Consider the following 13,892-nt stretch of genomic DNA (forward strand, 5'->3'; position numbering starts at 1 on the left):
CACCAGTTCGGTGCAGGCCAATGCCGGCTCGCTGTCGGGCGGCAACCAGCAGAAGGTGCTGCTCGCCCGCCTGCTCGAGACCGAGCCGAAGGTCGTCATCCTCGACGAGCCGACCCGCGGCGTCGATGTCGGAGCGAAATCGGAAATCTACCGGCTGATCGACAATCTCGCCAAGCAGGGCATCGCCATCCTGATGATCTCCAGCGAACTGCCCGAGGTGATCGGCGTCGCCGATCGCGTGCTGGTGATGCGCGACGGAAAGATATCGGGCGAGGTGACGGCATCGCAAGGCGAACCGCTAAGCCAGGAGGAAATCATGGAACTTGCAACGGGAGCGGCTCAGCAATGACCGACAAGGCGACCGAGATCAGCGCAGGCGGCCAGGCCACCGGCACGAGCCGACGGTTGCGCACGGCTTTCGCTGCCCTTGGCATGCTGCCGGTGCTGATCCTGCTGGCGGCCGGCTTCCAGTTCCTGAACCCGCGCTTCCTGACCGAGACCAACCTGTTGATCGTCACCCAGCAGTCGTCGATCAACATCGTGCTGGCGGCCGGCATGACCTTCGTCATCCTCACCGGCGGCATCGACCTGTCCGTCGGCGCCATCCTCGCCGCATCGGCGATGGTGGCGGTGATCGTATCGCTGGTGCCGGACTGGGGTTTGCTCGGCGTGCCGGCGGCCATTCTGGTCGGCCTCGGCTTCGGCCTCATCAACGGGCTGCTCATCGCCTACATCAAGCTGCCGCCCTTCATCGTCACGCTGGGTTCGCTGACCGCGGTGCGCGGTGTCGCCCGCCTGCTCGGCCAGGACACCACGGTGTTCAATTCGGACCTGCCGTTCGATTTCATCGGCAACGGTTCGCTGTTCGGCATCCCGTGGCTGGTCATCATCGCACTGTCGGTGGTGGTGCTGTCCTGGCTGGTGCTCAAGCGCACCGTGCTCGGCACCTGGATCTACGCCGTCGGCGGCAATGCCGAAGCGGCGCGGCTGACCGGTATCAAGGTGCCGCTGGTGCTGCTCTTCGTCTATGGCGTTTCCGGCCTGCTGGCCGGCCTCGGCGGCGCCATGTCGGCGGCCCGGCTCTACGCCGCCAACGGCTTGCAGCTGGGCCAGTCCTACGAACTCGACGCCATTGCCGCGGTCATTCTCGGCGGCACCAGCTTCGTCGGCGGCGTCGGCTCGATCTGGGGAACGCTGATCGGCGGCCTGATCATCGCGGTGCTCTCCAACGGGCTCATCTTGGCCGGTGTCTCGGACATCTGGCAGTACATCATCAAGGGATTGGTCATCATCGTGGCGGTCGCCCTCGACCGCTACAGGCTCCAGGCAGGAGCAAGAACGTGATTGACCTTAGTCGCCGGCGTCAACGACCGGTTTGTGTAACGCACCGTGAGAGGCGCGGGGCAATCGGAGGAAAGCAATGAAGACCATCGCCAAACTGCTCTGCGGCGTCGCACTCGCGTCGCTCGCCATCGCGCCTGCTTCGGCCAAGGACCTCAACAAGGTCGGTATCTCGGTCGGCCTGCTCGGCAATCCCTTCTTCGTCGCCACCATCAAGGGCATCGAGGACGCGGCCAAGAAGATCAACCCGAAGGTCGAGGTGACCTCGGTATCGGCCGATTATGACCTGAACAAGCAGGTCTCGCAGGTCGATTCGTTCATCGCCGCCGGTGTCGACGTGATCATGCTCAATGCCGTCGACGCCAAGGCGATCGCGCCGGCGGTGAAGAAGGCACAGGCCGCAGGTATCGTCGTTGCCGCCTTCGACGTTTCGGCGCCGGGCGCCGACGTCACCGTGATGACCAACAACGTCAAGGCCGGCGAAGAGGCCTGCCAGTACCTGGTCGACCACACCGGCGGCAAGGGCGACTACGTCATCCTCAACGGACCGGCATCGTCGTCGATCCTGGAGCGGGTGAAGGGCTGCAAGAACGTGCTTTCGCAGCATCCCGACATCAAGATCCTCTCCGACGACCAGAATGCCGAAGGCTCGCGCGACGGCGGCCTGAAGGTGTTCCAGTCGCTGCTCACCCGCTTCGACAAGATCGATGCGGTGTTTGCCATCAATGACCCGACGGCGATCGGCGCCCAGCTCGCTGCCAAGCAGCTCAACCGTTCGGAGTTCATCTTCACCGCCGTCGACGGCGCGCCCGATATCGAGAAGGAACTCTCTTCCGGCACCTCGATGATCAAGGCCTCGGCCTCGCAGGATCCCTATGTGATGGCCGGCCAGTCACTGACGATGGCGGCCGAGCTGCTGGCCGGCAAGAAGCCGGCGGAGCCGACCGTTCTGCTCGACCCGAAGCTGATCACGGCCGAGAACCTGAAGGACTACAAGGGCTGGACCGCAGCCCGCTAAATTCTTCCAAGACCGGTGCGGCCGGGATGACCCGGCCGCACCTTGTCAGCACCGGAGACGATGATGTCGCGTATTGGAATCCATTCTTTCGTCTGGTCGGCGAGCTCGGCTCAGGCCGATCTGGAGCGCACGCTGGCCAACACCAGGGAGGCCGGCTTCGATCTCATCGAATTCTCCTATCTCGACCCCGCCGATGTCGACATCGGCGGGCTCGCCAGGCGCATCGCCGATCTTGGCCTCGGCGTGGCGATCAGCATCGGATTGCCTGTTGACGGCGATATTTCGAGCGCCGACAGGGCGATTGCCGCGCGCGGCGTCGAAATCCTCAACGATACCATCGCGCTGACGCGTGACCTCGGCGGCCGGAAGGTCGCCGGCATTCTCTCGACCAGCCACGGATTGCAGGTCGAGGCGCCGACGCGCGATCAATGGCAGCGCAGTGCCGGCACGCTGGCCAAGGTTGCCGAAACAGCCAAGGCGGCCGGCGTCACGCTCAACCTCGAGATCGTCAACCGCTTCGAAAGCAATCTGCTCAACACCGCCGCGCAAGGACTGGCCTTCATCGAGGACACTGGCTCGGACAACATCTTCCTGCATCTCGACACGTTCCACATGAACATCGAGGAGGCCGATGTCGGGCTGGCCATCCATCAAGCCGCGGACAAGATCGGCTATGTCCATATCGGCGAAAGCCATCGCGGCTTCCTCGGCACCGGCAATATCGATTTCGCCGCGATCTTCGATGCGCTGACGGCGATCGGCTACAGCGACGATCTCAGCTTCGAATCCTTCTCTTCGGAAATCGTCGATGAGCACCTGTCGAAGAAGACCGCCATCTGGCGCAATCTGTGGACGGACAACATGGCGCTGGCCAAGCACGCGCGCGCCTTCATCGGGCTCGGGCTGGAGACGGCAAGGCGCAAGGCGGAACTCGTTTCGGCGCGCCACAAACCCTGACCCGCCCGTCGAGAGGGCGCGGCGTGCGCCGCATGGCAGGGCTCTGACTTCAAATCAACAAACGGCCTTATGGCAGCCAGTGCTGGCAGCTTTTGCGCCGCCAGCTTTTTCGCGATAGGAATTTTTTCTTGACTCGGTGACCTCAGCTATGGTACATTTTTGCCTATGGTGCTGATTTGCGCCAGTGACCCGCCGCACAGGCGGGTTTTTGTTTGATGCACCGTCAGCCAAGGTGCCGGCCGTATGGCGGCGGCATTGCTCGCGGCAGGTGCATCGGTTATCTGACCGGCCAGGCAAACAGCGCCACGCAATCCCCAAACGGAGTTCAGCACATGACACGCGAGACAATCCTCAAATTCGGCACCGTCGAACACGCGGACGCAGGCGATCTGGCTGGCTGGATCGTCGTCGAGGGCAGGCCGACCATGCAAACCGCCGTCCAGCACACGACCGAGGACGGCAAGGTGTTGTCGGGCACCTGGCGGGCGACACCCGGCACCTATCACGCCACCTATACCGACTATGAGTTCGTGCACATGATCGCCGGCCGCATCATCATCACGCCGGACGGCGGCACGCCGGTCGAGGTCGGCCCCGGCGATGCCTTCGTCGTGGAAGCGGATTTCAAGGGAACCTGGAAGATCATCGAGCCGGTGACGAAGCATTTTGTCGTGCGGGTCGGCTGAAGCGGGGTGATCCGTCTGGCCGCGCCATCGCGGCGAGTGCTCAAGCGAAGCTTTTTCGTGCCTCCGGGGGCCTTTTGGAGGCCATCCCACCGACATCGCCTGGGTGTCGCCGATGGCTCGGAGGAGGTGCGCTGACCTGGGCGCGGTAAGCGTATTCGCTGATCTCTGCATTCGCCGGGGCCTCGGCCAGGCCACTCCTCGGACTCCGGTCATTGGGTCATGAAGGCGTCTGCGGCGTCATCCAGACGGTCGGCCTCGACATGAATGATACGGCACTCGCCAGCCAAGCGCCCTCTCATCGGTGCTTGCCGGCCAGGTATCCTTGATAGACCGGATTGATCCCCTAGTTCTTTCGGGGGCGCGGCAATCGCGAGGTTGCCTCGGGGGCAGCGGCGGTTCGCGCCGTTCTGACTGCACGCCGCGGAAAGACGGTTGGACCGACGCATCCATGGAGGTCGTCGTGCGTCAATCGCGTGGATTCACCTGTGCGTATTTCGTCTTAGCTTGCTCGATCGCGGTAGTTTGCGCAGGAGCTGCAACCGGTGGTCAGCAAGGCGGAGGGCATGGCAACGGCGGCCATGGTTCTGGTGACCATGGGGGCGGTGGAGGTCATGACGCCGGCGGCAACCAGGGCGGCTCGCACAAAGGGACTGGCGACGACCCCGGCGGCTCCAGTTCGTCGGCGGACGACGGCGAGACCAGCACAAGCGGCACTACGACAGCCCCGGGGACTGTAGGTTCGGCCACCGCCACTGCTGTTGCGTCCGCAAGGGGCGGACAGTCGCTCGACCTCCCGGCCGCTCTCCAGCCTCCCAGCGACAGCAAAACTCAATCAACAGTCAGCCGAACCGAGGCGCTGCCGGGCGTCCCGGATAAAGTCGTTCGGGCCTGCCATGATGCCATCGAGTCGGCCGCCGCTCCGTTGGGGGCGACCAGCGTGCGCGTCACCAGCGCGGGCTTCGTACATCAGTTGAGTCGGGCGACGATCTCGGCCCCCATCGAGGTCAGCATCGACTATGCGCGGCAAGGCAGCGTGGAAACGCGGCAGGCGGCGATCCAATGCGAATTGGACGCGACAGGCAGCGTGATCGGCCTGACATAGCGCATCGCGCAGAACACTCTCGCTGATGAAGCAGGGTGAATTCGAGAGGCCATTCATCTTTGGCCGAAATGGCAGCAGGCCTCGGGTGCATTACGAAGGGGTGCGGGGCATCAAAAATGGCCTTCCACGGAAGCGACCGCGCAGTCGGAAATCACTGCGGTGTCACGTGTCTTGGCAAGAGCGAATAAGGAAGTGTGATCGAACGCACCCGGGTCATCCGCGAAGGGCTGCGAACCTTGCCAATCTTCTTGCTGACGGCCTTCACCTGGCTGGCTGCCGCGCGGCCAGAACGCGGCTTCAGGGGCGGTTCGATCTGCGCGCTGCGGCGCTCAGTCCTGAGCCTGTCGTTGTCCCCGCGCGCCGCAGCCAAGTCGCGGGCAAGAGAAACAGTGGCCTTGCGTTGCTCGTCCAGAGCCTCCTGAAGCTTAGCGACACGCACCAAAAGAGCTTGGGCGGCGGCTTCGCGCTCGATGCGTGCTCTGTCGAGATCCTTACGATTCATGACGGCTGTAGTACGTTCCCGTGCCAGGGCCTGTGCCGTCTCGGTTGCGGCCTGCTCGGCACGCTCTTTCGCTGAGACTGCCTTGGCTCGCTCCAGTTCAGCCGCCTGGCGCTCGATGCGAGCTTCTTTCAGCTCCTCAACGGCCGCTGCTGCTGCAGCGCGTTCTCGTGCGAGCGTTCGCTCCGTGTCAGCTGCGGTCCGCTCCACTTGTTGTCTCGCTGTGACCGCGTCGGTCTGTTCCTGCTCAGCCGCAGCCGTACGCTTCATGAGTGCGGCATTGGCCAGTTTCGCTTCGGCGAGATCGCCACGAAGCAGCTCCGTCTTCCGGCGCTCGTCGTCGAGTATGCCGCTCGCCTGCACCAGTGAAGCCTTGGCCGTGGCGCGATCCTTGGCGGCCTCGGTCTCAAGCTGTTCAATTTGGACGCGCGCTTGCGATAAATCGCGCGCCTGCCTTTGGGCTTGCTCCTGCTCGAGATGAGCAGCGGGCATCTCCTTAAGGACATAGCTGGCGCCCTCGCTCAGCATCGTGCCGGCCTCTCCCGCAATGCGCCGCAACGCGTCAAGGGTGCGGGCTGCCGCGAGTTCATTGCGCAACCGCTCCTCGCGCGCGTCATCGGCAGCTGCCATGCTTGCCCTCAGCGTGTGGATCTGCTTGCTCGCCTCGAGGAGCGCTCCCTGCAGAGCGGCGCTCCTGGCACGCTCGCCTTCCGCCGCCCGGTGCTCCTGGTCGGCCAATTGTCTCGCAGCGGCAGCCTGAGCACGATCCGTCCCGGTTTGCGCCTGGTTAGCCGTGAGATCCGGGCCAAGCAATTCGGCACTCGCCTGAAATCCCAGCGGGCGCGAAAGGTCTCGATGGGCCTGGTCTTGGGTTTGCGAGATGGCGGAAGCGCTTTCGACCCAGATTTGTCTCGTCATCGCATAGCCAATCGGCGCGGCCAGACAAATGGCGGCGAGACCCAAGCGCGATACAAGAACGATCGGCCTGCGAACGACAGGGTTTGAGGCAGGCGCCATGGCCGGGTCGGGATCTCTCAACTGAGCTGTGAAATTCAAACCGCGATCCGCAGCATAGGCCAACGGAGCAATTTTTGGCGGTGAAGCCTTATGGCGCAATTGGTTCCATGCCGACCCGCAAATCCGCTTCCCACGTTCCGCGATCGCGCTGATGGATGCTGCAAGCCGGCCAGACTGCACTCTGTTCGGTGCAGGAGCACCGGTCTCGACCACTGACGAGCACCCGCTGGGTTCGGATGTCGCGGCGAAATGTTCGATTCGCACTCCGAACCGAGAGTAGTTGGTATTTTGAGCCCGAACATCCAGGCCGACCGCATGCAAGGGGTTGGCAGCCTTGGAAGAAGCAGGCCCGACGACAAGTCCGTCCGGGCTTTCCCATTCCCAAGAAGCCTCGTCGGCGAAACCGGATCTGCCTTCGTCAAACGCTGCAAGGCGGCGCCGTCGCACTGCGGCAAGGATACGCCGGAGCACAAGATAGACGCCCACCGATGCAAGCGTCACCACTGCGCTCAGAATGGCCAGATTTACGTCGTTTGCATACATTTCGGCAAGATAATTTGGCATTGCCGTGCCCGTGCGTTCTGGGTGTATTGCCAAGTTCATAAAGCGATGTCTGGTCATTCGCCTTGGTATTCGCCAAGGCCTTACCGCTCTCGGAGCGTCGCTTTCTTCGGGATCCTTCTGGTCCTTGCGAATTGTTGCGGATGGCGGGGCGCCGGTCGCGTTCCGATAGATCGCCGCAGTTGATATTCCGTAGCGGGCAATGGCCGACCAAGGACGCATGCAGGGCTCTGAAACGCCGGTTTGCGCCTCTGCATAGCAACCTCGCGAGAGTTCGCCGGTGCGGACAATTCGCCATTTCCGGGCTTAGGACTGTCCATCATGAACTTTAAGCTAGGTCACAGCGCACCACGGTCAACCATCAGCTCCTAGTGATCCTGCAGGCAGCCTTCGGCCAGACAAAGGGCCATTGTAGTGCCCGCTCTTCGTAGTGAAGCTGATCGTTCCTTGTTCGGTGATGCATTCCCGCCGAGATTAGAATTCGTCGTACTGTTTCGCGAAAAGTACGACGTCAATTTGCTAAGCTGATGCAAAGCATGGTGATCCCGACAGGAATCGAACCTGTGACCTACAGATTAGGAATCTGCCGCTCTATCCTACTGAGCTACGGGACCACGCGGCCAGACACATAGCCGCTTCGGATCGTTTCGCCAAGAGGCCGGCCGAAGGCAATTCGGCCGGCTTTGCGCTGCCGCTGTCAGGCGGCCAGCGCGGTTTCAGCCAGTTTCACCCAGTAGCTCATGCCGTGCGGGATGACCTCGTCGTTGAAATCGTAGGCCGGGTGGTGCAGACCGGCGGTGTCGCCATTGCCGATGAAGATGAAGGCGCCGGGGCGGGCTTCGAGCATGTAGGAGAAATCCTCGCCGCCCATCACCGGCTGGATGCCGCGGTGGACATGGGCGTCGCCAGCGACACTCATCGCGACGTCACCGGCAAACACCGTCTCTTCCGCGTGGTTGAAGGTCACGGGATAATTCGCCTGGTAGTCAACCTCGATCCTGGCCCCGAACGCGGTCGCCAGCCCGTCGCAAATGCTGCGGATGCGCTCTTCGGACTTCTTGGCGATTTCTTTTCGCAAGGTGCGCACGGTGCCGGCGATTTCGGCGGTTTCGGGGATGATGTTGTAGGCATCGCCGGCGTGGAACTTGGTCACCGACACCACCACGGCCTCGACCGGATCGGTGCTGCGCGAGGCGATCGTCTGCAAGGCGCCGACCAGTTGGCTGGTGATGACGATCGGGTCGATCGTACCGTGCGGCATCGCCGCGTGGCCGCCCTTGCCGCGCACGGTGATGGTGAATTCGGCGGTCGCCGCCATGATCGGGCCCGGGCGAATGGCGAACTGTCCGACAGGCAGGCCCGGCATGTTGTGCATGCCGAATACCCTGGAGATGTCGAAACGCTCCATCATGCCGTCCTTGACCATCTCGTTGCCGCCGCCGCCGCCCTCTTCGGCCGGCTGGAAGATCACCGCCACCGAACCGGTGAAGTTGCGCGTCTCGGCGAGGTATTTGGCCGCACCCAGCAGCATCGCCGTGTGGCCGTCATGGCCGCAGGCATGCATCTTGCCGGGGATGGTCGAGGCGTAGGGCTTTCCTGATATCTCGTTGAGCGGCAGCGCGTCCATGTCGGCGCGCAGGCCGATGGTGGGACCTTCGCCCTGGCGGCCGCGGATGATGCCGACCACGCCGGTCTTGCCGAGCCCGGTGACCACATCGTCACAGCCGAAAGCCTTCAGCTTCTCGGTGACGAAGGCGGCGGTCTTGAAGACGTCGAAGTTCAGTTCTGGCGTCTGGTGCAGATGCTGGCGCCAGCCGGCAACTTCGTCCTGCATTTCGGCGGCACGGTTCAGGATTGGCATGATGGTTCCATCTCGCTGTTGGGACGGCGGGTGTTGGCCGCTGCCTTGCAATTGTGATCGCCAGGCACTTTGCCATCTTGGCGTCACATAGAGTAAATAGCACCGCAACAATGGGGTCCGGGTTTTGAGGGTCGGACCATATGCTGGCGATCGCGTAATGAAATCTTACGGAGCCAGGGGCGACTACGGCAAGAGGCGATTTCGGATTTGATCATGCGGTACAGGCATTTCCTCAAACTATTCTCGGCTGGCACAATCGCGCTGTCGGTTGTGGCCGGGCCGGCGCTGGCCAATCCGGTGGTCGTGTTCGACCTCGGCAGCGGCAAGATCCTGCAGCATCAGGATGCGTTCAAGCGCTGGTATCCGGCATCGCTGAGCAAGCTGATGACCGCTTACGTCACCTTTCGGGCGATCGCGGCCGGCGAGGTACAGCTCGATTCGCCGATCAAGGTGCCCAAACACTCCGCCGCCGAGCCGCCAAGCAAGATGGGCTTCAAGCCGGGTTCGGTGATGCGGCTCGACAATGCGCTGAAGATGATGCTGGTCAAATCGGCCAACGACATTGCCATGGCTGTCGGCGAAAATGTCGGCGGTTCGCAGGCGGCCTTTGCCGACCGGATGAACGCCGAGGCGACCCGGCTCGGCATGAACGGCACGCATTTCGTCAATCCGAACGGGCTCTATTCGCCGGATCAGTACACGACGGCGCGCGACCTCGCCGTGCTGGTGATGGCGATCCGCCGCGAATTTCCGCAATATGTGCCGTGGTTCTCGATCGAGGGCCTTGCCGTCGGCAAGAAGGCGATCCCCAACTACAATCTCTTGATCGGCCGCTATCCCGGCGCCGATGGCATGAAGACCGGTTTTGTCTGCCCTTCCGGCTTCAACATGATCGGTTCGGCGACGCGCAACGGGCGCACGCTGGTCGCGGTTGTGCTTGGCGAGAAGTCGGCGGTCACCCGCGCCGAGACGGCGGCAAAACTGCTCGATCAGGGGTTCGACACGCCTGTCGCCGGCTCGGCCACCGTCACCACGCTGGCGCCCTATGGCGACACGGTCTCACCCAACGACATGCAGGACGAGGTCTGCAAGAAGAAGACGCCGCAGGAGCAATCCGAGGCGCCGCCGGCCGCCGCCAAGAACGTGCCGAAATCACCCTATCAGGAAAAGCTCGACCATGTGCCGACGCTGGTTGCCGTCGGCCTTGGCGGCGCCACCGGTCCGGCGCCGAAGGCCATCCTCGACCAGGGCGCGCAGGAATTTGCCGATGTGCCGATCCCGAGCTGGCGGCCCGACAGGCCGGCACCGGCCGGCACCGGCCCGAAGATTGCCGGCTCCGCCGCGCAGGGCGACCAGCCGGTCAAGGTTGCGAACTAGCCAATGGGCAGCGGCTTCCCGATCCCAGTCTCGGTGCTGACCGGCTTCCTCGGCGCCGGCAAGACGACGCTGCTCAACCGGCTGCTCAAGGATCCGGCGCTGGCCGACACCGCGGTGATCATCAACGAGTTCGGCGAGGTGGCGATCGACCATTTGCTGGTCGAGCAGTCTTCCGACGGCATCATCCAGCTGTCGGACGGCTGCCTGTGCTGCACGGTGCGCGGCGAACTGGTCGATACGCTGGCCGACCTGGTCGACCGGCTGCAGACCGGCCGCATTGCCCGGCTCGCCCGCGTCATCGTCGAAACCACCGGCCTTGCCGACCCGGCGCCGGTGCTGCAGTCGATCATGGCGCATCCGGCGCTGATCCAGGCCTTCCGGCTCGACGGCGTCATCACTTTGGTCGATGCCGTCAACGGCAACGCCACGCTCGATGCCCATGTCGAGGCGGTAAAGCAGGTTGCCGTCGCCGACCGCATCGTGCTCAGCAAAGCCGATCTGGCCACCGACCCCAATGAGCTGGAAATGCTGCGGGCGCGCCTGCGGCAGATCAATCCGGGCGCCGAACTGCTCGATGCCGGCGACACGGAGACAGGCGTGGCGGCGTTGTTTGATTGCGGCCTCTACAACCCGGCAACCAAATCCGCCGATGTGCGGCGCTGGCTTGGCGAGGAAGCGGCGCACGATCATCACCATCATGCTGGTCATGATCACGAGCATGGCCATGACCACGGCCATCGTCACGATCAGCGCGTGCGCTCCTATTCGCTGGTGCATGACGGCCCGGTGCCGTTTTCGGCGATCGAGATGTTCCTCGACCTGCTGCGTTCGACCCATGGCGAGCGCCTGCTGCGCATGAAGGGCGTCATCGAGCTCAGGGAAGACCCGTCGCGGCCGCTGGTGATCCATGGCGTGCAGAAGATCCTGCATCCGCCGGTGCAATTGCCGTCCTGGCCGGATGGCCAGCGTGGCACGCGGCTGGTGCTGATCACGCTCGACATGCCGGAAGATTATATCCGCAGGCTGTTCGCCGCCTTCACCGACCGGCCGTCGGTTGACACGCCCGACCGCGCGGCGCTGGAAAACAATCCGCTGGCGATCGCCGGGCGGTAGCTCCCAACGATTACGGCGCGCCGCGCTCGACCAGGAAGCGATGGCCGCCGGAGACCGCGGCCGTTTCAATCAACTGGTGGCCGCTCTCGGAGCAGAATGCCGGAATGTCGATGACGGCGAGCGGGTCGGTGGTCTCCAACCAGAGCCGACTGCCCGGTTGCATCCCCGCGAGGCGCTTCTTGGCCTTGAGCACGGGCAAGGGGCAGTTCAGCCCCTTGAGGTCATAAATAGCGGCGCGATCAGCCACGGGCGATATCAACCGCCGAACATGCCGAGCAGCTTGTTCTTCAGCTTCGTCACCCGGCTTTCGTCGGCACTCGCCGCTTGCGTTTCAGCCATTGGCGCCGCTTCCGAAGGGGCCGCGATGGTCGCGGTGGCGACTGGGGCCTCCTTGGCGGCCTTCTCGGCCTCCTTTTCGGCCAGAGCCTGGGCCTTGGCGGCTTCCTTGGCTTGCTTGGCCGCCTCTATGGCAGCCAGCCTCTGCTCCTCGGCCTTCTGCTTGGCAGCTTTTTCGGCATCAAGAGCCGCCATCTTGCGGCCGGCGGGCGAATCGATGCGGCCCATGCGTGCCGTCTCGGTGACCGAGCCGTCATTGTTGAGCGACGGCGGATCGATCGGTACGCGTTCGCCGCGTGCGCGGCGCTTGGACCAGTCGGAGACGATGCTGGCTTCCTTGATACCGGCGATGGTCGGCTTGGGCGCCGGCACGCTGGCCTTGACCGCGCCGCTGAACGCCGCGTCATAGGTGCTCATGTAGGAATTGTAGGCGCTCTTCAGCGAATCAGGCTGCGTCGTCGCCGGGCAGGCGCCAGTCGGATCGAATGTCTGACCGTCGGCGGCTACCTGGTTGAAGACATAACGCTTCTCGCAGACATCGACCTTCGGCGGCACCTTGGTGATCTCGAAATTGTCGTAGCCGACCTTGAGCATCTTCCAGAAGTCGTAATTCGTGTCGTTGCGGTAGCGCGACATGTTGGCGGCGGTCATGCGGAACGGAAACGCATGGATCTGGAACTCGGTCTGGCCGCCCTGGAAAGCATCGCGGCCGAAGGCATAGATCTGCTCGATCTGCGCATCGGTCATCGAATAGCAGCCCGACGACGAACAGGCGCCGTGCACCATCAAATTGGAGCCGGTGCGGCCGTTGGCGCGGTCATAGGCGTTGGGATAGCCGATGTTGAAGGACAGATGGTAGTTCGAGCGCGGATTCATCTGCGCCGGGCGCACCGTGTAGAAGCCTTCCGGCGCCTGGCGGTCGCCTTCGGTGTATTTCGGCCCGAGCTTGCCCGACCATTTGCAGATGTCGTAGCTGGCGACCATGTCATAGCGGCCGTTGGTCTTGGCCTTCCAGATCTCGAGCTTGCCTTCTTCCTTGAAGATGCGGGCCATCACCGACGAGGTGCGGACCATGCCCTTGGCCCTCATGTCGGCGAGGATCTTGTCGGGCAGCGGCTTGTTGGCCTCCGGGGCAAAATCCTTCATCGACGAATTGTTGCAGCCGGCAACGCCGAGGGCAGCGATCAGGATTCCGGTGCGGGCAAGCTTGACAAACATGGCTACGGATATCGTCTTTTCTCTGGCGCCAGGACGTTTCCTGCCCCGGCTGCTACACTGCGCATCGACGGACCCTAAGCCCGTTAACCCTAATAAATTCCTTACCGCAAGTGCCGACGCATCCCCCTGCGGCAGTCTCATTGAGCCGAATGCAGCGGCATTTTTGTGGCAAAAATGCTCCGCTCCGCCACATTGTTGCGGCCAAGGGTGCCTGTGGTCAGAGACTGCGGCCCATGGCCAGGTATTTTTCGCGGCGCTGTTCGCGGAAATCGGTGTTGGCGCCGGCGAAGTCCTTCATCGTCCTGGCGATGAGGTCTCCGGTCGCGGCGATCACGGTTTCGGCGCCGCGATGCGCACCGCCGAGCGGCTCGGGGATGATGGCGTCGATGATCTTCAGTTCCAGAAGATCCTGCGCGGTGATCTTCATGTTGGTCGCCGCGTCCTTCGATCGTGTCGTGTCGCGCCACAGGATCGAGGCGGCACCTTCCGGCGAAATCACCGAATAGATGGCGTGTTCGAGCATGTAGACGCGGTTGGCGGTGGCGATGGCAATGGCGCCGCCCGAACCGCCTTCGCCGATGACCACCGAGATCGACGGTACTTTCAGGCCGAGACAGGTCGAGGTTGAACGGGCGATAGCCTCCGCCTGGCCGCGCTCCTCGGCGTTGACTCCGGGATAGGCGCCGGCCGTGTCGACCAGCGTCAGGAGCGGGATCTTGAAGCGGTCGGCCAGTTCCATCAGCCGTACCGCCTTGCGGTAGCCCTCCGGCCGAACCGAGCCGAAATTGTGCTTCAGGCGGCTGGCT

The 13,892-nt window shown here is 63.4% G+C and carries 14 protein-coding genes and 1 tRNA gene; 9 read left to right on the forward strand and 6 right to left on the reverse strand.

Going from position 1 to position 13,892, the window contains the following annotated elements:
* From EOA22_RS09265 to EOA22_RS37670, 7 genes are all read left to right on the forward strand, one after another.
* Window positions 1-349 (forward strand): ATP-binding cassette domain-containing protein (locus EOA22_RS09265; protein WP_164755340.1); only part of this gene is annotated, 349 nt, incomplete at its 5' end.
* Window positions 346-1,344: a COG4158 family protein gene (locus EOA22_RS09270; RefSeq protein WP_027162931.1), complete on the forward strand. Its 999-nt coding sequence runs from the start codon at window positions 346-348 to the stop codon at window positions 1,342-1,344. The genes EOA22_RS09265 and EOA22_RS09270, both read left to right, overlap by 4 nt.
* A gap of 76 nt (window positions 1,345-1,420) precedes the next feature.
* Window positions 1,421-2,359 (forward strand): ABC transporter substrate-binding protein, encoded by a 939-nt coding sequence (locus EOA22_RS09275; RefSeq protein ID WP_013529341.1) that lies wholly within the window; start codon window positions 1,421-1,423, stop codon window positions 2,357-2,359.
* Between the two features lie 63 nt (window positions 2,360-2,422).
* On the forward strand, window positions 2,423-3,316 hold the full coding sequence (locus EOA22_RS09280) for a sugar phosphate isomerase/epimerase (RefSeq protein WP_063169118.1): 894 nt from the start codon (window positions 2,423-2,425) through the stop codon (window positions 3,314-3,316).
* Between the two features lie 332 nt (window positions 3,317-3,648).
* Window positions 3,649-4,002 (forward strand): cupin domain-containing protein, encoded by a 354-nt coding sequence (locus EOA22_RS09285; protein WP_024503728.1) that lies wholly within the window; start codon window positions 3,649-3,651, stop codon window positions 4,000-4,002.
* Between the two features lie 542 nt (window positions 4,003-4,544).
* Entirely contained in the window at window positions 4,545-4,739 is a 195-nt protein-coding gene (locus EOA22_RS37665; RefSeq protein WP_164755342.1) for a hypothetical protein, read from the forward strand.
* A 200-nt stretch (window positions 4,740-4,939) separates the two neighbouring features.
* Window positions 4,940-5,104: a hypothetical protein gene (locus tag EOA22_RS37670; protein ID WP_164745797.1), complete on the forward strand. Its 165-nt coding sequence runs from the start codon at window positions 4,940-4,942 to the stop codon at window positions 5,102-5,104.
* 151 nt (window positions 5,105-5,255) lie between these two features.
* Here the strand turns inward: EOA22_RS37670 and EOA22_RS38725 are convergent, their stop codons facing one another.
* The 3 genes from EOA22_RS38725 to EOA22_RS09305 form a co-directional block, all read right to left on the reverse strand.
* The gene (locus EOA22_RS38725) at window positions 5,256-7,241 is read right to left on the reverse strand and encodes a hypothetical protein (protein ID WP_244514235.1); all 1,986 of its coding nucleotides are present in this window, start codon (window positions 7,239-7,241) and stop codon (window positions 5,256-5,258) included.
* A gap of 477 nt (window positions 7,242-7,718) precedes the next feature.
* A tRNA-Arg gene (locus EOA22_RS09300) sits at window positions 7,719-7,795 on the reverse strand.
* An 83-nt stretch (window positions 7,796-7,878) separates the two neighbouring features.
* The gene (locus EOA22_RS09305; protein WP_063169116.1) at window positions 7,879-9,042 is read right to left on the reverse strand and encodes a M20 aminoacylase family protein; all 1,164 of its coding nucleotides are present in this window, start codon (window positions 9,040-9,042) and stop codon (window positions 7,879-7,881) included.
* Between the two features lie 213 nt (window positions 9,043-9,255).
* On the opposite strand from EOA22_RS09305, the gene EOA22_RS09310 reads away from it, so the two are divergent.
* On the forward strand, window positions 9,256-10,419 hold the full coding sequence (locus EOA22_RS09310) for a D-alanyl-D-alanine carboxypeptidase family protein (RefSeq protein ID WP_127389938.1): 1,164 nt from the start codon (window positions 9,256-9,258) through the stop codon (window positions 10,417-10,419).
* Between the two features lie 3 nt (window positions 10,420-10,422).
* Window positions 10,423-11,532 (forward strand): GTP-binding protein, encoded by a 1,110-nt coding sequence (locus EOA22_RS09315; RefSeq protein ID WP_027162928.1) that lies wholly within the window; start codon window positions 10,423-10,425, stop codon window positions 11,530-11,532.
* Window positions 11,533-11,542: 10 nt separating this feature from the next.
* Here EOA22_RS09315 and EOA22_RS09320 read toward each other — a convergent pair whose 3' ends face one another.
* From EOA22_RS09320 to EOA22_RS09330, 3 genes are all read right to left on the reverse strand, one after another.
* Entirely contained in the window at window positions 11,543-11,779 is a 237-nt protein-coding gene (locus EOA22_RS09320) for a sulfurtransferase TusA family protein (RefSeq protein ID WP_024503732.1), read from the reverse strand.
* 8 nt (window positions 11,780-11,787) lie between these two features.
* Window positions 11,788-13,086: a murein L,D-transpeptidase family protein gene (locus tag EOA22_RS09325; RefSeq protein ID WP_127389939.1), complete on the reverse strand. Its 1,299-nt coding sequence runs from the start codon at window positions 13,084-13,086 to the stop codon at window positions 11,788-11,790.
* A gap of 217 nt (window positions 13,087-13,303) precedes the next feature.
* A partial coding sequence (locus tag EOA22_RS09330) for a carboxyl transferase domain-containing protein (protein ID WP_281040757.1) occupies window positions 13,304-13,892 on the reverse strand: 589 nt, incomplete at its 5' end.

Origin of the sequence: Mesorhizobium sp. M7A.F.Ca.US.014.04.1.1 (assembly GCF_003998745.1) — a bacterium.
GTDB lineage: Bacteria > Pseudomonadota > Alphaproteobacteria > Rhizobiales > Rhizobiaceae > Mesorhizobium > Mesorhizobium ciceri.

Coding starts and splice junctions, on each gene's coding strand:
- EOA22_RS09315 (WP_027162928.1), top strand. CDS start 10,423: ATGGGCAGCGGCTTCCCGATCCCAGTCTCGGTGCTGACCGGCTTCCTC.
- EOA22_RS09285 (WP_024503728.1), top strand. CDS start 3,649: ATGACACGCGAGACAATCCTCAAATTCGGCACCGTCGAACACGCGGAC.
- EOA22_RS38725 (WP_244514235.1), bottom strand. CDS start 7,241: ATGACCAGACATCGCTTTATGAACTTGGCAATACACCCAGAACGCACG.
- EOA22_RS09280 (WP_063169118.1), top strand. CDS start 2,423: ATGTCGCGTATTGGAATCCATTCTTTCGTCTGGTCGGCGAGCTCGGCT.
- EOA22_RS09310 (WP_127389938.1), top strand. CDS start 9,256: ATGCGGTACAGGCATTTCCTCAAACTATTCTCGGCTGGCACAATCGCG.
- EOA22_RS09275 (WP_013529341.1), top strand. CDS start 1,421: ATGAAGACCATCGCCAAACTGCTCTGCGGCGTCGCACTCGCGTCGCTC.
- EOA22_RS09305 (WP_063169116.1), bottom strand. CDS start 9,042: ATGCCAATCCTGAACCGTGCCGCCGAAATGCAGGACGAAGTTGCCGGC.
- EOA22_RS09325 (WP_127389939.1), bottom strand. CDS start 13,086: ATGTTTGTCAAGCTTGCCCGCACCGGAATCCTGATCGCTGCCCTCGGC.
- EOA22_RS09270 (WP_027162931.1), top strand. CDS start 346: ATGACCGACAAGGCGACCGAGATCAGCGCAGGCGGCCAGGCCACCGGC.